The 20,718-nt window shown below is 67.3% G+C and carries 18 protein-coding genes; 10 read left to right on the plus strand and 8 right to left on the minus strand.

Features of this window, described 5'->3' with window-relative positions:
- Positions 1 to 63 precede the first annotated feature (63 nt).
- From AC5JDC_RS23540 to AC5JDC_RS23550, 3 genes are all read right to left on the minus strand, one after another.
- The gene (locus AC5JDC_RS23540) at positions 64 to 1,026 is read right to left on the minus strand and encodes a GlxA family transcriptional regulator (RefSeq protein ID WP_495845110.1); all 963 of its coding nucleotides are present in this window, start codon (positions 1,024 to 1,026) and stop codon (positions 64 to 66) included.
- A 150-nt stretch (positions 1,027 to 1,176) separates the two neighbouring features.
- Positions 1,177 to 2,076 (minus strand): bifunctional methylenetetrahydrofolate dehydrogenase/methenyltetrahydrofolate cyclohydrolase, encoded by a 900-nt coding sequence (locus AC5JDC_RS23545; RefSeq protein WP_495845112.1) that lies wholly within the window; start codon positions 2,074 to 2,076, stop codon positions 1,177 to 1,179.
- 112 nt (positions 2,077 to 2,188) lie between these two features.
- Positions 2,189 to 4,831 (minus strand): GumC family protein, encoded by a 2,643-nt coding sequence (locus AC5JDC_RS23550; RefSeq protein ID WP_495845114.1) that lies wholly within the window; start codon positions 4,829 to 4,831, stop codon positions 2,189 to 2,191.
- 294 nt (positions 4,832 to 5,125) lie between these two features.
- Between AC5JDC_RS23550 and AC5JDC_RS23555 the strand changes: the two genes are divergently transcribed.
- Complete coding sequence (locus AC5JDC_RS23555) at positions 5,126 to 6,421, plus strand: lipopolysaccharide biosynthesis protein (RefSeq protein ID WP_495845116.1); 1,296 nt, start codon at positions 5,126 to 5,128, stop codon at positions 6,419 to 6,421.
- A 4-nt stretch (positions 6,422 to 6,425) separates the two neighbouring features.
- Here AC5JDC_RS23555 and AC5JDC_RS23560 read toward each other — a convergent pair whose 3' ends face one another.
- Genes AC5JDC_RS23560 through AC5JDC_RS23570 form a run of 3 tightly spaced genes read right to left on the minus strand, consistent with a single transcriptional unit; the run spans position 6,426 to position 9,315 of the window.
- Positions 6,426 to 7,364 carry a DUF6492 family protein gene (locus tag AC5JDC_RS23560; protein WP_495845118.1) on the minus strand — a complete coding sequence of 313 codons (939 nt, stop codon included), beginning with the start codon at positions 7,362 to 7,364 and terminating at the stop codon, positions 6,426 to 6,428.
- The gene (locus AC5JDC_RS23565) at positions 7,361 to 8,143 is read right to left on the minus strand and encodes a WecB/TagA/CpsF family glycosyltransferase (protein ID WP_106775368.1); all 783 of its coding nucleotides are present in this window, start codon (positions 8,141 to 8,143) and stop codon (positions 7,361 to 7,363) included. Before AC5JDC_RS23565 ends, AC5JDC_RS23560 begins: the two co-directional genes overlap by 4 nt.
- Positions 8,140 to 9,315, minus strand: a complete 1,176-nt coding sequence (locus AC5JDC_RS23570; protein WP_495845120.1) for a glycosyltransferase — start codon at positions 9,313 to 9,315, stop codon at positions 8,140 to 8,142. Before AC5JDC_RS23570 ends, AC5JDC_RS23565 begins: the two co-directional genes overlap by 4 nt.
- A gap of 186 nt (positions 9,316 to 9,501) precedes the next feature.
- Between AC5JDC_RS23570 and AC5JDC_RS23575 the strand changes: the two genes are divergently transcribed.
- From AC5JDC_RS23575 to proC, 3 genes are all read left to right on the plus strand, one after another.
- Positions 9,502 to 10,473 carry a glycosyltransferase family 2 protein gene (locus AC5JDC_RS23575; protein ID WP_495845142.1) on the plus strand — a complete coding sequence of 324 codons (972 nt, stop codon included), beginning with the start codon at positions 9,502 to 9,504 and terminating at the stop codon, positions 10,471 to 10,473.
- Entirely contained in the window at positions 10,442 to 11,809 is a 1,368-nt protein-coding gene (locus tag AC5JDC_RS23580) for an O-antigen ligase family protein (RefSeq protein WP_495845123.1), read from the plus strand. The genes AC5JDC_RS23575 and AC5JDC_RS23580 overlap by 32 nt, the downstream gene beginning before the upstream one ends.
- Positions 11,810 to 11,873: 64 nt before the next feature.
- Positions 11,874 to 12,689, plus strand: a complete 816-nt coding sequence (gene proC / locus AC5JDC_RS23585) for a pyrroline-5-carboxylate reductase (RefSeq protein ID WP_495845125.1) — start codon at positions 11,874 to 11,876, stop codon at positions 12,687 to 12,689.
- A gap of 57 nt (positions 12,690 to 12,746) precedes the next feature.
- On the opposite strand, the gene AC5JDC_RS23590 is transcribed toward proC, so the two are convergent.
- Positions 12,747 to 14,015 (minus strand): acyltransferase family protein, encoded by a 1,269-nt coding sequence (locus AC5JDC_RS23590; protein WP_495845127.1) that lies wholly within the window; start codon positions 14,013 to 14,015, stop codon positions 12,747 to 12,749.
- Positions 14,016 to 14,138: 123 nt separating this feature from the next.
- Positions 14,139 to 15,461, minus strand: a complete 1,323-nt coding sequence (locus tag AC5JDC_RS23595) for an NAD(P)H-dependent oxidoreductase (RefSeq protein ID WP_495845129.1) — start codon at positions 15,459 to 15,461, stop codon at positions 14,139 to 14,141.
- Between the two features lie 194 nt (positions 15,462 to 15,655).
- Here AC5JDC_RS23595 and AC5JDC_RS23600 point away from each other — a divergent pair, with 194 nt between their 5' ends.
- The 6 genes from AC5JDC_RS23600 to AC5JDC_RS23625 all read left to right on the plus strand — a co-directional run bounded on the left by AC5JDC_RS23600 (position 15,656) and on the right by AC5JDC_RS23625 (position 20,183).
- Positions 15,656 to 16,093: a MarR family winged helix-turn-helix transcriptional regulator gene (locus tag AC5JDC_RS23600; RefSeq protein ID WP_495845131.1), complete on the plus strand. Its 438-nt coding sequence runs from the start codon at positions 15,656 to 15,658 to the stop codon at positions 16,091 to 16,093.
- Positions 16,094 to 16,249: 156 nt separating this feature from the next.
- The gene (locus AC5JDC_RS23605) at positions 16,250 to 17,818 is read left to right on the plus strand and encodes an MFS transporter (protein WP_495845144.1); all 1,569 of its coding nucleotides are present in this window, start codon (positions 16,250 to 16,252) and stop codon (positions 17,816 to 17,818) included.
- Positions 17,819 to 17,834: 16 nt separating this feature from the next.
- Positions 17,835 to 18,899, plus strand: a complete 1,065-nt coding sequence (locus AC5JDC_RS23610; protein ID WP_495845133.1) for an HlyD family secretion protein — start codon at positions 17,835 to 17,837, stop codon at positions 18,897 to 18,899.
- Positions 18,900 to 19,124: 225 nt separating this feature from the next.
- Positions 19,125 to 19,613: a GIY-YIG nuclease family protein gene (locus AC5JDC_RS23615; RefSeq protein WP_495845135.1), complete on the plus strand. Its 489-nt coding sequence runs from the start codon at positions 19,125 to 19,127 to the stop codon at positions 19,611 to 19,613.
- Between the two features lie 112 nt (positions 19,614 to 19,725).
- Positions 19,726 to 19,974, plus strand: coding sequence for a hypothetical protein (locus AC5JDC_RS23620; protein ID WP_495845137.1), 249 nt, complete (start codon positions 19,726 to 19,728; stop codon positions 19,972 to 19,974).
- A complete protein-coding gene (locus AC5JDC_RS23625) occupies positions 19,971 to 20,183 on the plus strand; it encodes a helix-turn-helix domain-containing protein (protein ID WP_495845139.1) in 213 nt (70 codons plus the stop codon). Before AC5JDC_RS23620 ends, AC5JDC_RS23625 begins: the two co-directional genes overlap by 4 nt.
- Positions 20,184 to 20,718 lie beyond the last annotated feature (535 nt).

Raw genomic sequence — 20,718 nt, forward strand, 5'->3', positions numbered from 1 at the left:
CAACGTCAACGCCGTTCTTCGGGTCTCCAGGGAGTCGGGGTAAAACTGTCCCCTGCACTTACTTCAATACGTCGTCCGCCTTTCCTCGCTCGGCGGGCGGCCGAATTGCAGGCGATAGCTCTGGGCGAAATAGGAATGCGAGGTGAAGCCGGTGGCGATGGCCACGTCGAGGATGGGCATGTTGGTCTGGCGCAGCAGCTCTCGCGCCCGCTCCAGCCGCAGGCGCATGTAGTAGCGGCCGGGCGTGACGCCGAGATGGCGCAGGAACAGCCGCTCCACCTGGCGCACCGACAGGCCGGCGGATCTGGCGAGCTCGACCGCCGAGAACGGCTCGTCGAGATTGTCGGCCATCAGCTCGGCGATCTTCTTCAATTTCTCCGACTTGCCGGCGAGGTCGCGCTCCGGCCCGACCCTCTGGCGGTCGCCGGCCGAGCGGATGCGCTCGTGCTGGAACTGGTTGGCCACCCCGTTGGCGATGTTGACGCCATGATCGCGGCGGATGATCTCCAGCATCAGGTCGATCGAGGTGGTGCCGCCGGCGCAGGTGTAGCGCTTGCGGTCGATCTCGTAGACGTTTCCGGTGCACTGGATGTGCGGGAACTTTTCCATGAAGCCGGCGCGGTTCTCCCAGTGGATGGTGCAGCGATGCCCCTCCAGCTGCCCGGCCTCCGCCAGAAGGTAGGAGCCGACCGACAGCGCGCCGAGCGCGCCGCCGCGCCGGCCCAGGCTGCGCAGGGCGGCCAGCACCTTGCTCTTGCCCGGGAATTCGGTGGTCAGGCCGACGCAGACGAACAGGATGTCGACCGGCGGCAGGTCGGCGACGCTGTAGTCGATCTTGAGCGGCAGGCCGTTTGAGGCCATGACCGCGTCGCCGTCGGCCGAGACCGTGGTCCAGCCATAGACGTCGCGGCCGAGCAGGCGGTTGGCCGAGCGGAAGGCGTCGATGGCCGCGGCAAGCGAGAACATCGAGAACTTGTCGACCAGCAGGAAGCCCAACTGCCGGCCGGCTTGTGGATCGTCGGTCATGGCCGGCCTTCTACAGAAACGCCCTCTCGGCGCAAGGCATGGTAGAGAGCGAGTAGGGAATAGCGAATAGCGAATAGCGAATAGCGAATAGGATTTATGCGTCTTACTATTCACTATCACTATTCGCTATTCGCCACTCGCTATTCGCCGTCAGAACGTCGGCCTCGGCCGTCCGGCGGCGAGGCTGGCCGAGACCAGCGTGTTGGCCATCAGCAGCGCGATCGTCATCGGCCCGACGCCGCCCGGCACCGGGGTGATGGCGCCGGCGCGCTCGGCCGCCTCGCCATAGGCGACGTCGCCCACCAGCCGCGTCTTGCCCTCGCCCTTTTCGGGCGCTGCGACGCGGTTGATGCCGACGTCGATCACGGTGGCACCCGCCTTCACCCAGTTGCCGCGGACCATCTCCGGCTTTCCGACCGCGGCCACAAGAATGTCGGCGCTCCGGCAGAGCTCGGCCAGGTTTTTGGTGCGGCTGTGGGCGATCGTCACGGTGGCGTTGGCGGCCAGCAGAAGATTGGCCATCGGCTTGCCGACGATGTTGGAGCGGCCGACCACCACCGCGTTCAGCCCGGACAGATCCCTGCCGCGCACCCGCTCGATCAAAAGCATGGAGCCGGCCGGCGTGCACGGCACGAAGGCCGTCGCCAGTTCCCCGGTGCCGAGCTTTCCGACATTGACGAAATGAAAGCCGTCGACGTCCTTGTCGGGCGAGATCGTCTGGATGATGCGGCCGCTGTCGACATGCTCCGGCAGCGGCAGTTGCACAAGAATGCCGTGGATGGCCGGATCGGCGTTCAGCGTCTCGACCAGCGCGACCAGCTCGGCCTCAGCTGTGTCGGCCGGCAGCGTGTGCTGCACCGAGTGGAAGCCGCACTCCTTGGCCTTCTTGCCCTTGGAGGCGACATAGACCTGGCTGGCCGGATCCGCGCCGACGATGACCACCGCCAGGCCCGGCACGATGCCGGTCCCGGCCCGCAGCTCCGCCGCAAGCACCTTCACCCGATCGACCACATCCTCCGCGACCGCCTTGCCGTCGATGATATCCGCCATGATTCCGCTCCCGACACGCGACTGCGGCAGGCATAGTCAACAACGGCACCGGCGCGATTTCGCCAAAGCGGCGCGGGGTGCCGCAATCCTGCTACGGCCGGACTTCGCGCGTTCAGAAATAGCGGCGGCGCGAACGGGAATCGGCAAGCTCGCGGATGGCCTCGCGGAACTCGCGCAGGCTGGAGCGTATCTCGTCGATGGACGACTGCGCATCCACCGGTGCTTGCGGGTGAGCCGCCTGCGGTTGCTGCGGCGCCTGCGGCTGCTGCGGCGGCATGGGCTGTGCGTAATAAGGCTGGGCATAGCCCGGCTGCGGCGCGTAGTGCTGCGGCGGATAGGGCGGCGCGTAGCCGGCCGGCGGCTGCGGCCAGGCCGGCTGGGGGGCATAGGGCATGGCGGCGGGCTGCTGCGCCGGCATGGGCTGCGCGTAGTAAGGCTGGGCATAGCCCGGCTGCGGCGCATAGTGCTGCGGCGGATAGGGCGGCGGCGCATAGCCGGCCGGCGGCTGCGGCCAGGCCGGCTGGGCGGCATAGGGCACAGCGGCCGGCGCCGGCTGCTGCGCGGGGTCGTAGGGAGCATGCGGCATCGGATAGGGGTGCATGGCGGTGTCTTTCGGTGAGACGGGGGACGGTTCGGTCTGGTCGGCTTCGGCAAAGGGTCCCGACGGTGGCCGGTCGGCGGAGACAGGCTCCGGCGCGGAAGCCAAGGCGTTCCGGCCGTCATCGGCCAGCCCGCCGTCGTCCTGGTCGAACATGGTCGCGGTGCTGCCGCGGCGCCACGATCGGGCGGGCCGGCGGCCGCGCACGCGGTCGCGCAGCGCCTCCGCCGTGCCGCGCAGGCCGCCCATGCCGACACCGGCCATCAGGCCGAGCAGAGCGCCGGCCATGGCGATGGTGCTGCGCGACGGCGGCTCGGATTCGAGCGGCGGAAAGGCCTTCGAGATGACGCTGATGTTGGCGCTGTTGATGCCCTGCTGCTCGCCGGTCTCGCGCGCCCTGAGCAGGAACGCCTCGTAGACCGCGCGCTTGGCGGTGGAGTCGCGCTCGAGCTCGCGCAGCGTCACCAGCTCGTTGCTTAGACTGCCCTGGCGGACCTTGAGCTGGGCCAGCCGCGCGGACAGCTCCTGCTCGAGCTGCACGGCGCGCCTGAGCTCGGTCTGGGTCGAGGTGGAGATCCGCCTGATCTCCGCATCGATGAGGCCACGCGCGCCGCTGAGCTGCGATTCGACGGCCTGAAGCTGCGGATGCCTGGGGCCGAGCCGCACGGCCATTCTGTCGGCCTCGCCCTTCAGCGCGGAATACTGCGCCCGCAGCTCCTGCAAGGTCGGCGAGGCCAGCTCTTCCGGCAGCGCCCCTCCGAGGACCGCGTCGGCGTTGACGTCGCGCGTCGAGGCCGCCCTGGCGTTGAGCTCCAGCGTGCGGGCGCGCGCCGTCGACAGCTGGTCGTTGAGTTTCAGGATCTCGTCGTCGGTGATCAGCCGGCCCTGGGCGTCGATGAGGTCGTTCTCGGCCTTGAAGGCCTCGACCTTGCGCTCCGCCGCCTCGACGCCGGCGCGCAGCTCGTCGAGCTTGGAGGTGAGCTCGCCCGCCGCCCGCCCTGCGGCATTCGACTGGAGCTGGCCGTAGCTCTCCAGGAACACCTCCGTCATGGTGTTGGCGATCAGCGCCGATTTCTCGGGGCTCTGCGTGGTCGCCGCCACGACGATGACGAAAGTCTTGCCGCGGCGCTCGATCGACAACGACTTCGCCAGATTGATCGACGCCAGCGCATGGCGGCGGCCCGGATCGTCCTCGCCGTCGCGGGGGAAGATCAGCGAGCGCGCCGACGAGATCAGGCTACCCAGGCTGACGCCGCCGCCCTGGCCGTTGAACTCGGGATCCTCCGCGAGGTTCAGCCGCTCCACCACCTTGGCGATCACGGTGCCGGAGGTCAGGATGCGCACCTGGTTCTCGACGATCGCCAGCGTCGCTTCGTTGGAGATACCCGACTGCGTCAGCTCGCGCTCGACCAGATTGAGGTCGCGGGGATCGGCCAGCAGTTCGGCCGACGAATAATACATCTTCGGCGTGTTGAGCGCGATCAGCACGCCGAGCAGGGCGCCGATGATGGTCGTCGCCACGATCAGCCATTTCGACCGCATGATGCCCGCAAGCACGATGGCCGGGTCGATCAGCGGCTGCCACAGGCCGGCGGCCTCGGCGGCTTCGGCCGGAGCGAGCGGCTCGACAGCCTGCCACGCCGGCTCCGATGGTTCGCGGCGCTGCGCTACGGCCTCGGCGCGGGCCGGATCGGCAGCCGCGGGCATCTGCTGGACGGTGGGGCGTGCGACCGGCTCGCCACCACCGGCGGGCTTTTCCGCCGCGGTGGCGCGTTTCGGTTCCGCATCGTGTTTCGGCTGGGCATCGCGCCAGGACGACACCGCTGGTGCCGGGGCCGGCACGGCAGGCGCGGGTTCCGGCGCCGGGCGCGGCGGAGCGGGCTTCAGAAGAGACGGCTCGGCCTTCACGGGAAAAGGGCCGGACGGCGACGGCTCCGCCGGGACCGCCTCCAGCGCATGCAGCAGCGGCGTGTCGCGCGCGTTCCGGCGCGCACGTGCCAGGCGGTGCCGGGTGACGGCGTCCTTCTCGGCGCGGACCTCGGCGATGGCACGCGCCAGTCGCGACGGTTCGGCCGCCGGCTCCTCGCGCAGCGCATCGCCGAGCGACAGCAGCGACCGCTCGCGCCCGGGAGAATCACTGTCGTCGCTGTACAGCATGAATTGTGCGCTTTTTCATTCGGCCGGCGGAACGGATGGTCGATCCGTTAAGGGACGTTAAAGCGACATGGGAAACAAATCGTTAACCGCCCGCAATCTGCGGTAGCAAAAATAGGCAAATAGTCCTACAGAGCCCCCATCAAGAACCCCAAGCTCCATACCGCAGGTGCTTGATCTTGCGTATGTCTTTGTCCCGAAACCACCGCCTGGCGTCGGCTGCATGCGTCGGAGCGGCCGCCGCGGCCGAGTTTGCAAGAACGGCAAGTTAATCATTCGAGGCTAGCCTCGCAGGCAATGGCCGGTTCCGTGGAGAGCTCGCGAAGGCGCACCCTGTCGCGCGTGGCGGCGCTCCTGTCGGAGCGCAGGGGCCTGCTGCGCGACTATATGGCGGCGATCAGCGGCGCCGGCGGGCGGCTGGTGTTCTCGCTGGCCTATTTCGTCTTCCTGGCCAACACGCTGTCGCTCGCCGACTTCGGCGTGTTCGCCACGGCATCCGCCGCCGGCGTCATGCTGTCGCGCATCCTCGGCTTCGGCTTCATCTCCACGCTCTACCGGGTGGCGACCGTCAAGCCGCGGCTGATCGGCACCTTCACCGCCGGCTTCCTGCTGATGGCGGTCTTGTCGCTGCCGCTGCTGGCTGCCGGGAGCTGGCTGGTGCATGCGCTGTTCTTCGGCGCCACGCTGGCGCTGCCGATCTTCGCCGCCGTCATCGTCGCCGAGGCGCTGCTGTGGCGGCCGGTCGAACTGGCGATCATCGTCAACAACGGCCTCGGCGCCTTCGGCCGCGCCTCGCTGCTCACCATCCTCGGCACGGCCATGCGCGCGCTGGCCGCCACGCTGTTCATGCTGCAGGCCGACGCCTCGCTGGCGTACTGGTCGCTCTGGTATCTCGGCGCCAATGCGCTGGTGGCGGCGATCGCCTTCGGCTTCTTCTACCCGCGCCAGCGGCTGCGTTTCGAGCCGCGCCTCTACTGGCGCCGGCTGTCCGACTCGCTGGCGATCGCCGGCGCCGAGATCCTGTTCTACCTACAGATGGAATTCGACAAGTTCATCGTGCTCGCGATGGGCGGCGCGCAGCTTGCCGGCATCTATGCCGTCATCATGCGTCTGGTCGACCTGACGGCGATCCCGATCCGCACCTTCACCATGATGCTGGTGCAGAAGATGATGCGCACGCCCGCCATGCTGACGAGCCTGAAGCTGCGCGGCGGCATCGAGATCGGGGTGTTCGGCGTCTCCACCGCCGCGCTCTGCGCGCTGGCGCTGGTGCTGCACTTCTTCCCCAACGCGCTCGGCCGCAACATCGCGCAGACGGCCGGGCTGGTCATCCTCGCCTTCGCCATTCCCGGCGCCCGCAACCTCGTCGAATACCAGGCCGAGCTTCTGTTCGCGCGCGGGCAGACGGTGCTGCGGGCCGTCAACCTGGCACTGCTTGGGGCCGCCAAGGCGCTGCTGCTGGCCTTCGCCCTGTCGAGAACCACCGATGCGGCGGAGCTGATCTGGTCGCTCAACGGCGTGTTCGCGATGCTCTATCTTGTATCGGCCGCCCTCACCTATTCGGCGCTGCGGCTGCCCGCCAAGCGCGCCTGAGGCTTCAGCTCTCGAGAACCAGCTTGCGGAGCCGTGCGACGTCGGTGCCGATGAAGGACTGCATGCCGACGGCGACCTGGCCCGGCGCCATGCCGGCGACGAAGGCGCGGAATTCGTCGTCGGACATCGGCTTGCCGTACCACAGCACGTTGCAGAATTCTTCCGCATCGTGGAAATGGCCCTCGCCGCCGATCACCTCGTCGACGTAGCGGCCGTAGATCATGCATTCGGAGAATTTGCGGGCCGCACCGACCGCCGCCACCCAATGGCGCCGGTTGACCCGCTCGATGTGATCGCACATCGCCAGCACCGTTTCGCGGTCCCAGGCGATCAGCGTGGTGATGTAGTCGTGGCCGACGCCCTCGAGCGAGGCCAGCCCGAGCAGCTTCGCCGCGTTCACCGACCAGATGCGCTGCTGGACATGGCCGTCCAGCCCTTCGTTGAAGAGGTCGTGGTCGCGGCGGAACAGTCGCGTCCTGCCGTCGCGGCGAAAGCTCGAAAGATCGAAGGGCCGCAGGAAGGCGACGTCGGAATCGCAGAAGACCAGCACCTCCTCCGCGACGTGCCGGGCAATCGCGATACGGCGCAGCTGCTGCACATGCCAGCCGCGCAGCGGCTGGGTGCGCAGGCTCAGCCAGATGCGGCGCCGGAAGCCGCTCAGCGGATCGTCGAACGGGCGCAGCCAGCGGGGCAGGAGATCGCGCTCGTCGACGACCGTGCGGCGCGGCGTCTCCAGCCGCCGGAACAGCGCGACGTCGCGGCCTTCCACCAGGATGTAGTGATGCGCCATTCCGGTGACGTGGCGATCCGCCGTCTCGCAGAGCAGCCGGCAGCGCTCGAAGTCGGGCGCATAGCTCGCCGTCACCATCACCGCCCGCGAAGCCTGCGCGGGCCTTGCGGCGAGCGGAGTGCCGGTGTCCTGCGGATCGACGCGCGTGTTCACAGCGCCGCCTGCCGGCCCAGAAGCTTGTCGCGCAGCACCCGGGCGATGAACAGCGGATTGCCGACGACATAACGCCGCCAGAGCCGCACCGGCTCGAGCGTCAGGCGAAACAGCCATTCCAGGCGGAGCTTGCGCACCAGCAGCGGCGCCCGCGGCACGGAGCCGCTCATGAAATCGAACAGCGCGCCGACGGCGATCGGCAGCGTGCAGTGCTCCCCGGTGAGATTGCGCCGGATCCACAGTTCCTGGCGCGGCACGCCCATGGCGACCAGCAGGATGTCCGGCCGCAAGGTGCGGATGCGCTCTAGGATCTGCTGCTCCTCGGCCTCGGTGAAATAGCCGTCATTGACCAGGACGAATTCGTGCCGCGGCATCAGCCGCGCCATGTTGCGCACCGCGCCCTCGACATTGTCGGCCTTGGCGCCGATCAGCCCGACGGTCAGCGGCCGCGCCGTCTCGCGCAGGAAGCCGGGCACGAAATCGGTGCCGTTGAGATTGGCGGGGAACGACGTGCCGTAGAGCAGCCTGGCGGCGATATCGACGCCGATGCCGTCGGGAAGGATGAGGAAATCCTCGAGCGCTGCAGCGAACTCGCCGTCGGTGGTGGCGAGATTGGCGTTGTGGGCATTGAGGAAGCTGATGCGGGTGAAGCGGTCTTCCTCGATCAGCCGTTGCAGCAGTCGCACCGCGTCATCCCAGCCGATGCTGGCGACCGACACCCCCAGGATCGTCTTCCAGCTCCTGACGCCGAACTGGGCGAATGCGGCATGGACGTTCACGCGCAGGCCTCCTGTCCGACCGAGCCCAGCGCCGCGAGGCCGCGCGCGATGGCGCGGTCGAGCGCCGCGCGCTGCGCCTCGTAGAAGCCGCGGCCGTCGACATGGCGCGGCCCGGCCGCGACGGCCTTCCGGAGCGCGGCTGCGAACGCCTGGGGGTCGTCGGCAACGACGCAGTTGGCGGGCTTCTCAGCGATGCCGCGCAGCGCGCTCGACGTGGCGACCGAGGGCAGGCCGAGCTCGAAGGTCTCGATGGTCTTCAGCTGAACCCCGGTGCCGCCGCGGCTGATCAGCGGCACGCAGGCCGCCCGGCGGATGAAGTCGTGCGCATCGGGCACGCGTCCGACGAAGCGCACGCCGGGGTGGCTCGAGGCGAGGCCGGCGGGGATGGCTCCGGCGATGCGAATCCTGAAATCGTCCGGCAGATGAGGAACGACCTCGTCCAGGAACCATGACAGGCCGACGCGATTGGGCTGCCACGTCCAGGTGCCGATCAGCGCTGCATCGCAATCGATCTCCTGGCGGACCGGCGCCAAAGGCGGCGTGCCGCGGGTCACCAGCGGCAGCGCCGCCGAGCGGCCGTCCGAAGCCACGCCGAGGGCGGCGCGGTCCTCCTCCGACAGGGTGAAGACGAAGCGGGCGCGCCGGCACAGCCGGGCCTCCAGGGCTTCCAGCAGTTGCGCCTCGCGGCGGAACAGCAGGCGCTGGAAGGCGTCGGGGGCGCTGTGCGCGTTCTCGCGGGCCGACTGCGCCTCGACATTGTGGGCGACGAACAGGGAAGGCCGGTCCTCGAAGCAGCGCTCATAGGCGCCGGCCATCTGAACGGAATTGAGGACGTAGCCGTCGACATGGCCGGCCTCGCGGATCGCGGTGCGCACGGCATCCGCCCCAGGTCCGCGCAGCTTCGCCGAGGCGAAAGTCGAGCCGCTGCGCACCGCCTCTGCGAGCCACCGTACCTTCTGCATCGAACTCGCCGTCTCGTTGCGCACGTCGACGGAGCCGAGCACGATGGTCTGATCGGGGTCTGCCGGCAGACGGCCCGGCCAGGTGAAGCCGAGCACGGTCACCCGCGCGCCGGCGCGCCGCAGCGCGTCGACGATCGCCGCATTGGCAATCTCGTAGCCCGAACCGAGCGACCCGTCGGGCACGATCGAGGTGGCGAACAACAGATGCATCGGGGCCTTATCAGATCGATATTACCAGATGGCGCCCAATCGTTGACAAAACACGCATATAGTCGCGCAGCCGCGGGCGATTGCAGCCCACACCGTCCAAGGTGTTTAACGAATCCTTATGGCGAAGAATGCGATGACTGCGCGCACCAGCAGCATGCGGACGCGCCAGCCTTGCAGGACGGTCTCATTACCCTCGTGGCGACATCGCCTCACCTCGATCATGCCGCGATCGACATCGCCGTGACTGTGCCGACGTTCCGTCGGCCGCAGCAGGTGCTGGAGACGCTCGATTCGCTCGCCGCGCAGCGGACGACGCGCCGTTTCGCCGTCATCGTCATGGAAAACGATGCGGAGGGCCGGCAGGGCGCCGAGGCGGTTGCGCCGCGCCTCCTGTCCGGCGCCTTGCCGGGCCTGGCGATCATCGCGCATGAGCGCGGCAATTGCTGCGCCTACAATGCCGGCTGGCAGACGGCGCTGGAGCAGTTCCCAAACCTGAAGGCGGTCGCCGTCATCGACGACGACGAGATCGCCGATCCGGACTGGCTGGAGCGTCTTTGCGAGGCGGCGCAGGCATTCGGCGCCGACATCGTCGGCGGGCCGCAGGTGCCGGTTTTCGCCGAGCCCGCGCATGCGCATTGGGCCGAGCATCCGGTGTTCGCCCCGCCCTACCGCGCCAGCGGCCGCGTTCCGGCCCTCTATTCGTCCGGCAACCTGTTCGTCACCCGGCCCGTGCTCGACGCCATGGAGCGGCCATTCCTCGACCTCAAATTCAATTTCATGGGCGGCGGCGATTCCGACTTCCTCAGCCGCGCGGCGCAGCGCGGCTTCCGGCTCGCCTGGTGCGCCGAGGCGACCGTGCACGAGACGGTGCCGGCGCGTCGGGTCGAGCAAGACTGGATCCGGGCGCGCAGCCTGCGCAACGGCGTGATCTCGACGCTGGTGGAAAAGAAGCGCCGCGCCGGCACGCCGTTCGCAAGCGTCAAGGTCTTGCTGAAGAGCCTGGCGCTCCTGGCCGCCTCGCCGCTGCGCGGCGCGATACGCCTCGTGCGCACCGGCTCGCCGTCGATCGGGCTCTACCCGGTCTATGTGGCGGCGGGGCGGGTGATGGCCGAATTCGGATACGCCAATGAGCAGTACCGTCAGCCCGAAAAGAACTGACGGACCGGCCCTGCCGGCCTGGCTCTCGTCCGCCGGCCTGCCGACGGCGATCGCCAGCGGCATGCTGGCGATGCTGATGATCTCGTTCCAGCCGTTTCAGCCGGGCGGGTCGGGCTATGTCGCCGGCGGCAACATCGTCAACCAGCTCGGCTACGGCACGCTCGGCGCGATCTCGATCGCCTCGCTTGCCGCCTTCGCCACGCCGCGCGTGATCTCGGCGCTGTTCAGCCCGTCGCTGCTCGTCCTGTTCGGCTTCTTCCTGCTGTCGGTCGCCAATTCGCTCGATCCGTCGGCCGCGGCGCGCGCCGCCTCCTTCACCTTCATCGGCATTCTCGTCGTGGCGACGGTGCTCGCCATCCCGCGCGACGCCGACGCCTTCTCGACGGCGCTGGCGGTGGCCGGGCTGGCGACGGTGGCGCTCAGCTATGTCGGCCTGGCGCTGTTCCCCAACGAAGCCGTGCACACGACCGCCTCGGCGGAGCCGCAGCACGCCGGCCTCTGGCGCGGCGTCTTCACCCACAAGAACATCGCCGGCCCGGTCATGGCCTGCCTCGCCTTCTGCGGCCTCTACCTGTTCCGGCGCGGGCGGCGCCGGAGCGGCGCGATCCTGTTCGCCGGCGCCATGATCTTCGTGCTCAACACCGGCTCCAAGACCGCCGCCGGCCTTGTGCCGGTCGCCATGATCGTGGTCGCGCTGCCCGGCCTCTACGGAGTGCGGCCGCTGGTCGCCCTGCTGTTCTGGCTGACGGTCGCCGGCACGGCGGTGGCAACGCTCGGCATCGTCTTCATCGACCCGTTGAGACATCTCGCCGCCCAGCATTTCCCCGACCTCACCTATACGGGGCGCACCACGCTGTGGGAATTCTCCGGCGAGATGATCGTCAAGCGGCCATGGACCGGCTATGGCTACGAGAGCTTCTGGCAGACGCCGCTGCTCGAGAACAGCAGCCAGCCCTTCGACCGGGACTGGGACATCCGCGACATCGTCCACGGCCACAACGGCTACATGGACATCGCCGTCTTCATGGGATTGCCGGCGCTGTTCGTCGCCGCCTGGGCCTTCCTCGTCGTCCCGGTGGTCGACTTCCTGCGCATCCCGCGACTGCGCGAGAACGTGCTGCTGGGCGACCTGTTCATGATGATCCTGCTGTTCACGGCGCTCAACGCCTTCCTCGAAAGCTTCTTCTTCCGCCGCGCCGACCAGGTCTGGCTGTTCTTCGTCTTCGCCGTCATCGGCATGCGACTGGTCGCGCGGTTCCCGATCGCGGGCACGAGGCCAGCAGTCGTCGGGCCGGCCGCGGCCGCCGCCACTCGTGCCGGCTTGGCGCGGCGCTGAATCCCCGCTAGACGCGAGAATGCGGTGGCGGCCGCCGCATTTCGCTCAGCGAGGGAATTGGATCATGACCATCGGGACAGTGCTCGTCGGCTGCGGCAACATGGGCTACGCGATGCTCGCCGGCTGGCTGAAGGCAGGCCGACTGGCGGCCGCCGAGATCTTCGTGGTGGAGCCGAGCACGGAGTTGCGCGACCGCGCCGCGGCGCTCGGCGTGGCGACCGGCGCGAGCCCGGCGGAGATTCCGGCGAACGCGGCGCCACGGCTGGTGATCCTGGCGGTGAAGCCGCAGGTCATCCGCGAGGTGACGGCCGAATACCGGCGCTTCGCCGATGGCGGGACGGTGTTCCTGTCGATCGCCGCCGGTACCCCCATCGCGACCTTCGAGGCCGTGCTCGGCGGCGCCACGCCGGTGGTGCGCTGCATGCCGAACACGCCGGCGGCGATCGGCATGGGCATGATGGTCGTCTTCGCCAACCGCCAGGTGCCGGCCGCCGAGCTCGGCTTCGTCAAGGATCTGCTCGCCACCAGCGGCGCCGTCGCAGAGATCGCCGACGAAAGCCTGATGGACGCCGTCACCGCCGTGTCCGGCTCTGGTCCGGCCTATGTGTTCCACTTCATAGAGTGCCTCACGGCGGCCGGCGAAGCGGCCGGGCTGCCGGCCGAAACGGCAAAGCTGCTCGCCATGCAGACCGTCCTGGGTGCCGCAAGCCTTGCCGCCGGAAGCAGCGAGGAGCCGGCCACGCTGCGTCAGCAGGTGACCAGCCCTAACGGCACGACGGCCGCCGCCCTTGCCGTGCTGATGGGCGGCGACCGGCTGAAGAACCTCGTCGCCGAGGCGGTCGAGGCGGCACGGGCAAGGTCGGTGGAGCTCGGCAAGTAGCGCCGGCGATCCCACAACGGCCGGCCACTTAAGCAGCCGGCATCGTGCAAATGCCTCTCATGCCGGCGCGCGGCTTCCAACGTTCTTCGCCACGCTCCTCGTCGTCCGCAGCGAAGCAAGGCTGTCCGCCAGCTTCCTCGACAGGCGCTGGAAGGGCCGCTCGACCAGGAAATGGCCGGCGAGCGCCGAAGCGACGACGAGGACGATCATCACGGCGACCATAACCGTGCCGAAAATCGCGCCGCCGACACCGAAGCCGTAAAGCTCCGAGCCGCCGAGGGAGAAGGTGCCCACCAGCTCGGTGCCCGTGACCTTCTGGGCCAGGCTCGCGACATTGATCATCCGGCTCTGCACGAAGATGTGCACGAGATAGATGCCGTAGGAGAGGGTACCGAGCCAGAAGAACAGCCGCGTCCTGAGCACCCGGCTGACCAGGCCGCGCTCATGGGCGAAGATCCACAGCACGACCGCGAACAGGAACGGCGCGGCCACGCTCGCCGGCCCGCGGCCGACGGCACTGACGAAACCGACCACGGCCGCGACGGCGAGCACCTCGGCAACCGTCCACATTGTCGAGGGCTCCGATCGCACGGCACCCGGCCCTCTGGCGCGCAGCAGCCCAGGGCCGGCAAGCTGACAAAGCAGCGCGCCGAGGGAGAAGCCATACAGGCACCTGACGAAGCCGAGATCCCAGGTGGCGTCCATGTAGTCCGGCGAGAAGGCATAGATCACTGCCGGGCCCGCGACGATCGCGGCGATGAGCGCCACCCAGATGCCGCGCCCGAGGATCAGGACGGCCGCGCCGAAAAGCAGGTAGGTCCAGAACTCCGCCGAGATGCTCCAGCTCGGCCCGTTCCAGGTGAGCCGGTCCTCGACACCGAGGCCGTTGAGCAGCTGCAGGCTGTTGAGCAGCTCGCGCAGGCCGGTGGCTTCGGTGAAGGGCGCGGCACCGTCGCCCTGCAGCGCCGGAACGGTCCAGCGGAGCGTCTCGAAGGCGACGAAAAGCAGGAGGACCGCCGCGTGCAGCGGGTAGATGCGGCCGGTCCGGAGAATGGCGAAGCGCGTGTAGTCGAGCCCGGTCCCCAGCCTGTGGCAGTAGCCATACGCGATCACAAAACCCGACAGGACGAAGAAATAGTCGACGAACAGATAGGCGTTGCGGACGAAAAGGCTTTCGGTGATCGGGCCGGCGGCCGGAAAATGCATGAGTGCGACCAGCAGCGCGCAGATGCCGCGCCAGGAATCGAGCGCCTCGAAGCGGATGCCGGCCGCTTGCGGATCGGCATGTTTCAATCTGGCACGGGCTCTCGTCACGATGTCGGTCATTTGCCGCTTCCTCCTGCCGCCTTGGCACGGCCCAGCCACAACGCGGCCGCCGCCGGGAGTCGCGGTGCAACAGCCGTGCCAGGTGGTTCGGAGGATTAGCGGTAGAAGCGTTCGGATCGGATTTCAGCTGGACTGTGCGCCATACAGCATCTCGTCCTGCAGCCGGCGCAGCTCGTAGAGCCGCGTCGCGCGGTCGGGCACGGCGTTGTCGGCGGTGAGCAGTTCGCCCTTCTTCACCGGCTTCAGCACCTTGCCGCCCTCCAGCAGCCCGACCGGAACGGCCTTCTGCGGCCGCGCCTCGGCCACCGCCATGGTCCATGAGCGGTAGCAGGTCTCGCCGATCGCATCGAAGGTCTCGCCGGCGGCGAGATCGCGCTTGGCGAGCGCACACACCTCCGCCACCGGGCGCGGCAGCGGCACCATGTCCGGCCTGCCGTGCAGCATGATGCGGGCCGCCGTCAGCGGCACCTCCAGCGAGGTCAGGTGGTAGGGCCGGAAGAAGGCGTAGTAGGGGCCCTTGCCGACATGCAGGTCGTCCATGCGCTCGATGACGCGCGGATGCGTCGCCTCGACGACGACGAAGACGCCGGGGGCGACGCCCTTGCCGACGGTGTAGTCGACGACGCCCTTCCTCGACAGGAGGCCGCCATGCTCGCGCGGGATCAGCACGCGCGCCAGATCGTCGCGGTCGGCCTTCGGCCCGTGCATGCCGGGCACGTCGGGCACAAGGCCGGTGGCGTTGGCGATCGCCGCCATCTCGACCATGGTCTTGGAGCCGTCGACGAACTCCACCAGCATGCGCGGGTTCATGTTGCGCCGCTCCGCCTCCGCGCGATAATCGTCGGGCACGGCGTCATGGTTGAGCGGGTTGTTCTTGCCCTTTCCGGCCGACACGATGGTGTAGCCTAGCGCGCTGGCGAACTCGATCAGTTCCATGCAGGAGGACGGCTCGTCGCCGGCGCCGACCGAATAGACGACGCCCAGCCGGTCGGCCTGACGCTTGAGATAGGGGCCGATGGTGACGTCGGCCTCGACATTCATCATCACGACATGCTTGCCGTGCTCCATCGCCATCAGGTCGAAATCGGCGGCCACGCCGGGCTTGCCGGTGGCGTCGATGACCACGTCTATCAGCGGGTCCCGCACCAGCAGTTCGTTGGACGTGATGGCGATCTTCCCGCTCTCGATCGCCGCCGTCACCTGCGAAGCCGTGCCGGCCTCCGCCGCCATTGCCTCGTCGCCATAGGCGATGCGGATCGCCGCGCGGGCGGTGTGCGGCCGACGGGTGGAGATGGCGCAGACCTCGACGCCCTTCATCAGCATGCCCTGGGTGACCAGATCGGTGCCCATCTCGCCGGAGCCGATGACGCCGATGCGGACCGGACGGCCGCTGTCGGCGCGCTCCGCCAGTTCGCGCGCAAGGCCGGTGAGCGCCACATTGGTCATAGGCAAAAATCCGGGTTCGATGGGGGTCCCGCGTCGGGGCATTCGCGGCTGATAACAGCCAATCGCCTCTCTATGTCAACGGCAGCAGGATATGGCGGCTTTTTTCCGGTCCGATACCATCTTCACCCTTGTCAGACGTCCTCTCGCTAATTACTTAGGCTTCTAACCATGTTCAATCTAACCATGTGACTCCTATGGATGTGACGGCCGCACGAACGGCCTTCGTCGACCAGTTGACGAAGGTGAACCGCAAGATGCGCACGCTGTTCGATGCACGCGTACGGTCGCAGGGCCTGACGCTGTCGCGGGCAAGGCTGCTGATGCATCTGGCCAAGCAGGAAGGCGCGACCCAGAGCGAGCTCGCAGAAGCGCTGGAGGTCGAGCAGCCGTCGATGGTCAGCCTCATCGACGCGCTGGAGAAGAAGGGCTTCGTCACGCGCCAGTCCGTCGAAGGCGACCGGCGCGCCAAGCGCATCTTTCTCACCGAAACCGCGCGGCGCGAGGCCGAAACCATTCTCGACTACGCCGACGAGCTGCGCGAGCAGGTGCTCCTCGGCGTCGACGAGCGCGACCTCGAGGTTGCGACGCGCGTGCTGACGCAGGTGGCGCGCAACATCGGCGCCGCCGGCTGATGCGGGTCGGCCACGATGTCCGGCATACAAGCCATGCAACGGCGAGAATCGGCCGATCCGGCAGCGGAGCGGCGGCAAGCGCAGGCCGCCGTCCCGCAGGCTGACCGGCAATCCGCGTCCGCCCCGCAGCCTGCGACGCCCCCGCCCTTCGTGCCGATGCATCCGGCGCGCGCCGGCGCCTACATGCTGGCGTCCCTGCTCCTGGCTCTCAGCCAGGGGCTCGGCATGAACCTGATCACCGCCAACATCCCGCAGATCCAGGGTGCGATCGGCGCGACCACCAACGAAGCGACGTGGATGGTCGCCGCCTATATGGCGCCGAACGTCTCGCTGTCGCTCGCGCTCATCAAGATCCGCACCCAGTACGGCCTCCGCAACTTCGCCGAGCTCAGCATCCTCGGCTTCGTCGTCGCCTGCCTGCTCAACCTGTTCATCAGCGACCTGCCGTCCGCCATCGTCGTGCGCTTCATGAGCGGCATCGCCGCCGCGCCGATGTCGACGCTCGGCTTCCTCTACATGCTCGAACCTTTCCCGCCGCATCTGAAGATGCGGATCGGCCTGCCGCTGGCGCTGACCAATATTTCGATCGGCGCGCCGGTGGCACGGCTGATCTCGCCGGCGCTGTTCGACATCGAGGGCTGGCATGGGCTGACCGTGCTCGAGCTCGCCCTGGCGATGATCGCCTTCTGCCTGGTCTATCTGCTGCCGCTGACGCCGCCGCCGCGGGCCAAGGTGATCGAACGGCTGGACGTCGCCAGCTACCTGCTGATCGCCACCGGCTTCGGCGCAACCGCGATCGTGCTGGTGCTGGGCCGCCTCTACTGGTGGTTCGAGGCGCCGTGGCTCGGCGAGCTGCTGGCGCTGGCCGTCGTCACCGTCACAATTGCCGTGGTGATCGAGCTCAACCGCGCCAATCCGCTCATCGACGTGCGCTGGCTGACCAGCCCGGCCGTGCTGCATTTCACCGGCGCCCTGCTGATCTTCCGCATCGTGCTGTCGGAACAGACCACCGGCGCGTCCGGCTTCTTCCAGGTGCTCGGCCTCAGCAACGACCAGACGACGACGCTCTACTGGATCATCCTCGCCGCCACGATCGCCGGCGGCCTCGCCTGTACCGCCGTCATGAAGCCGGGCCGCGAGCCGCTCATCCATATGGTCGCGCTCGCCCTGCTCGCCGTCGGCGCGTTCATGGACAGCCAGGCCACCAACCTGACGCGGCCGTCGCAGATGTTCCTGAGCCAGGCGATGATCGCCTTCGCCGGCGCGCTGTTCCTGCCGCCGGCCGTGGCGAGCGGGTTGATGTCGGCGCTGAAGAAGGGACCGAACTACATCCTCAGCTTCGTCATCCTGTTCCTGACCACGCAGAGCATGGGCGGCCTGCTCGGCTCGGCCGTTTTCGGCAGCTTCATCACGCTGCGCGAGAAATTCCACTCCAATCACCTCGTCGAGCATCTGGCGCTCACCGATCCGCTGGTGGCGCAGCGCGTCGCCCAGCTCGGCAACGCCTATGGCCGCACCATCACCGACAAGACCTTGTTGAGCGCCGAGGGCATTGCCGCGCTCGGCCAGCAGGCGACGCGCGAAGCCAATGTGCTCGCCTACAACGACGCCTTCCTCATGATCGCGCTGATCGCCGTCGCCGCGCTCGCGGCGCTCCTGCTCCATCTCGCCTACGACACCATCCGCAACCGAACCGCTGTCTCCCCGACAGCTTCGCAAACCTGACGACGACGTTACGCCCATGCCCAAGCTGTTCCGCTCCGCCGCAACCCTTCTTGCCATCGGCCTCGGCGCCGCCGGCCTGACGCTGGTGCTCTATGCGTGGCGTCTGCCTCCCTTCACATCGACGGTCGAGACCACCGACAATGCGTATGTGCGCGGCCAGGTGACGATCATCGCGCCGCAGCTCGCCGGCTATGTCGCGGAGGTGGCGGTGCAGGACTATCAGCAGGTGAAGGCCGGACAGCTCCTGGTGCGGCTGGACGACCGCATCTTCGCGCAGAAGCTGGAGCAGGCGCGCGCCACGCTGGCCGCCCAGAAGGCGGCGCTCGCCAATTCCGAGCAGCAGCGGCTGTCCGGAGAAGCCCGCGTCAGGGCCAGCGAGGCGCAGGTCGAAGGCGCTCGGGTCGCCCTCGCCGTCGCCCAGTCCAACTGGGCGCGGATCGAGCCGCTGCTGAAGCGCGGCGTGGTCACGGCGAGCGAAGCCGACAAGACGCGCTCCACGGCCGACCAGGCCCGGGCCACCCTGACGCAGATGCAGGCCGGGCTGGACGTGTCGCGCCAGGAGCTGCAGGCCACGATCGTCGGACGCCGGTCCCTCGAGGCCGCGGTGGAAGGCGCGGAAGCGGCCGTGCATCTGGCGGAGATCGACCTGCAGAACACGCGCATCACCGCGCCGCAGGACGGCCGGCTGGGCGAGGTCGGCGCGCGGCTCGGCCAGTACGTCTCGGCCGGCACGCAGCTGCTGGCGATCGTTCCGGAAAAGATATGGGTCATCGCCAATTTCAAGGAGACGCAGCTCGCCGGCCTGAAGATCGGCCAGCCGGTCAGCTTCCGCGTCGACGCCCTGCAGCATGCGGAGCTGACCGGCAGGATCGAGCGCTTCTCGCCGGCGGCCGGTTCGGAATTCAGCATCCTGCGGCCCGACAACGCCACCGGCAACTTCACCAAGGTCGCCCAGCGCCTGCCGATCAGGATATCCATCGATCCGGATCAGCCCCTCGCCGACACGCTTGCGCCGGGCATGTCCGTCGTCGTCACTGTGGACACCACTTCCCTGCCGGCGACGGAGGTTGCGATCCAGTGACGGCGGCAGGCGGCCACGCCTTCGCTGCTCGGACGATCGGCGGGATAGCGTGTCCACGCCAAGGTTATCTCTGGAAAATGGTGCTGCCAGAGAGGATTGAACTCTCGACCTCTCCCTTACCAAGGGTTGGGTTTGCGGGGGTTAACCTCATGTTTTCAAAGGTTTTCTGTATTAGCCTGCACGGATTTTGTACTTTTTGGGAATTTGGTTGCATGGGAAAACAGGATGCAATCTCTAGTGAATGAAAAGATGATTGAGGCTGGTCTTGAGGTACTGGAGGAGGCGCTTAGCTGGCCTGACTACCCATACACGAATGAGCAGTTGGTCGAGGCGATTCTTCGGAACGCCATGAAGCACTATGTGCACCCTTTGCCAGCGCCTCCGCCCATCAAGACTCGTAACGAGTCCGACAAAGACGGAATGGTGTATTTCATCGGCGACGGCGATGCGATCAAAATTGGCAAGGCGAACGATGTAAAGACGCGCCTCTCAAGTTTGCGCACGGGCACGCATAAAACGCTGACGTGCCTGGGAGTTACCAAGGGCGGGCGAAGAAAGGAGCGCGAGCTTCATCGCCAATTTGAGCAACATCATATCGCGGGCGAGTGGTTCAAGGACTGTCCAGAAATTCGCGCGTACATCAAAGACAAGTGTGCGCCACTTGCGAATGACAACCGAAGGCTCGGTCGACCGAAAAAGACTCTTGCTGCATAGAGCCAGCGTTACGGGCGGGGCGCGTTATGCGAAAATAATTGTGTAAACCCGGTTGACATTTGCGACAACTGAGTTTACATATAGCGTATCACAGAAGGATTGGATTACGACAATGTTGAAGTATCGCATTGAGCACCACATCAACGGCCGAGACGAGACTGTCCATTTGGGCCATGTCGGTGCTGCCGCAGCAAGGTCGCGCGCGCGGCGGCTGAGTGAAAAGGACGGCGATCTTGGTCCTGGTCTCGGCCACAGCGTTTATCTAATGGCCGCCGATGCCGATGGCGTGGATCAAGAGATGTATTGCTACTTTGCCGGCTCTTTGGCCGAAAAGGATCTGGTCAAGGACTGGGATAAGTGACCCCCACAGCCCTCCGCGCCAAGCTCGGCCTATCCGTTGCCGCCATGGCGCAACTGGTAGGCGTCACGCGGCAGGGTTGGTACAAGATTGAGCGCACAGGACAACTAAGCCCACCTGTCGCCCGCCTGCTCGCCTACATCGAGCGCTACGGGCCGGAACTGGCGAAAGAGATGATGGACCACCACGATAGCGGGAAGCAAGAGGAGTAGGGATGATGGACGCTTATGATCGGATATTCGCCTACGCGGAGCGCTCCTTCCAGCGTTCGGGTCAAACCCAATTCCCGACCGTCCGGCAAGTGGCGCGCGCTTGCAATTGCCCTCAATCCCTTATCGAAGAAGCCATCGAGTCAACGGGTCGCGGCTGCTTGGACGGCGTGAACGTTGAGGGATGGAAACTTGGCGACCTTGAGGTCTACGTTTACTAGCCGCCGACGCGGCGAAGGAGGAATGATGCTTAGTGAAGACATGAGGCGGTTGGCGGATGCTCCTGGCGAGTTCCAGACACTAAAGCCTCATCTCTTGCGCAAGGGCGCCGACACCATCGATGCGCTCCTACGGGCTCTGGAATCCGTCGCGGCCGACAGGGGCCATGTGCACCTGAATCACGAAACATGGTTCGACGTGCAGACCGCACTTGCACTGGCGCGTGGAGGGAAGTGATGAGACGCTTAGAACACCGCGCTTTTCCGGCCTTATGTAGGAAAGGCACCAAGATCCTACGTAGGGGCCGGTCCTTCAACAG

Source organism: Kumtagia sp. (assembly GCF_059502445.1).

Bases quoted from the DNA above. Each gene is read 5' to 3' on its own strand.
- AC5JDC_RS23540 (WP_495845110.1), bottom strand. From the start codon at position 1,026: ATGACCGACGATCCACAAGCCGGCCGGCAGTTGGGCTTCCTGCTGGTC.
- AC5JDC_RS23545 (WP_495845112.1), bottom strand. From the start codon at position 2,076: ATGGCGGATATCATCGACGGCAAGGCGGTCGCGGAGGATGTGGTCGAT.
- AC5JDC_RS23550 (WP_495845114.1), bottom strand. From the start codon at position 4,831: ATGCTGTACAGCGACGACAGTGATTCTCCCGGGCGCGAGCGGTCGCTG.
- AC5JDC_RS23555 (WP_495845116.1), top strand. From the start codon at position 5,126: ATGGCCGGTTCCGTGGAGAGCTCGCGAAGGCGCACCCTGTCGCGCGTG.
- AC5JDC_RS23570 (WP_495845120.1), bottom strand. From the start codon at position 9,315: ATGCATCTGTTGTTCGCCACCTCGATCGTGCCCGACGGGTCGCTCGGT.
- AC5JDC_RS23580 (WP_495845123.1), top strand. From the start codon at position 10,442: ATGAGCAGTACCGTCAGCCCGAAAAGAACTGACGGACCGGCCCTGCCG.
- proC (WP_495845125.1), top strand. From the start codon at position 11,874: ATGACCATCGGGACAGTGCTCGTCGGCTGCGGCAACATGGGCTACGCG.
- AC5JDC_RS23590 (WP_495845127.1), bottom strand. From the start codon at position 14,015: ATGACCGACATCGTGACGAGAGCCCGTGCCAGATTGAAACATGCCGAT.
- AC5JDC_RS23595 (WP_495845129.1), bottom strand. From the start codon at position 15,461: ATGACCAATGTGGCGCTCACCGGCCTTGCGCGCGAACTGGCGGAGCGC.
- AC5JDC_RS23600 (WP_495845131.1), top strand. From the start codon at position 15,656: ATGGATGTGACGGCCGCACGAACGGCCTTCGTCGACCAGTTGACGAAG.
- AC5JDC_RS23605 (WP_495845144.1), top strand. From the start codon at position 16,250: ATGCATCCGGCGCGCGCCGGCGCCTACATGCTGGCGTCCCTGCTCCTG.
- AC5JDC_RS23610 (WP_495845133.1), top strand. From the start codon at position 17,835: ATGCCCAAGCTGTTCCGCTCCGCCGCAACCCTTCTTGCCATCGGCCTC.
- AC5JDC_RS23615 (WP_495845135.1), top strand. From the start codon at position 19,125: ATGCAATCTCTAGTGAATGAAAAGATGATTGAGGCTGGTCTTGAGGTA.
- AC5JDC_RS23620 (WP_495845137.1), top strand. From the start codon at position 19,726: ATGTTGAAGTATCGCATTGAGCACCACATCAACGGCCGAGACGAGACT.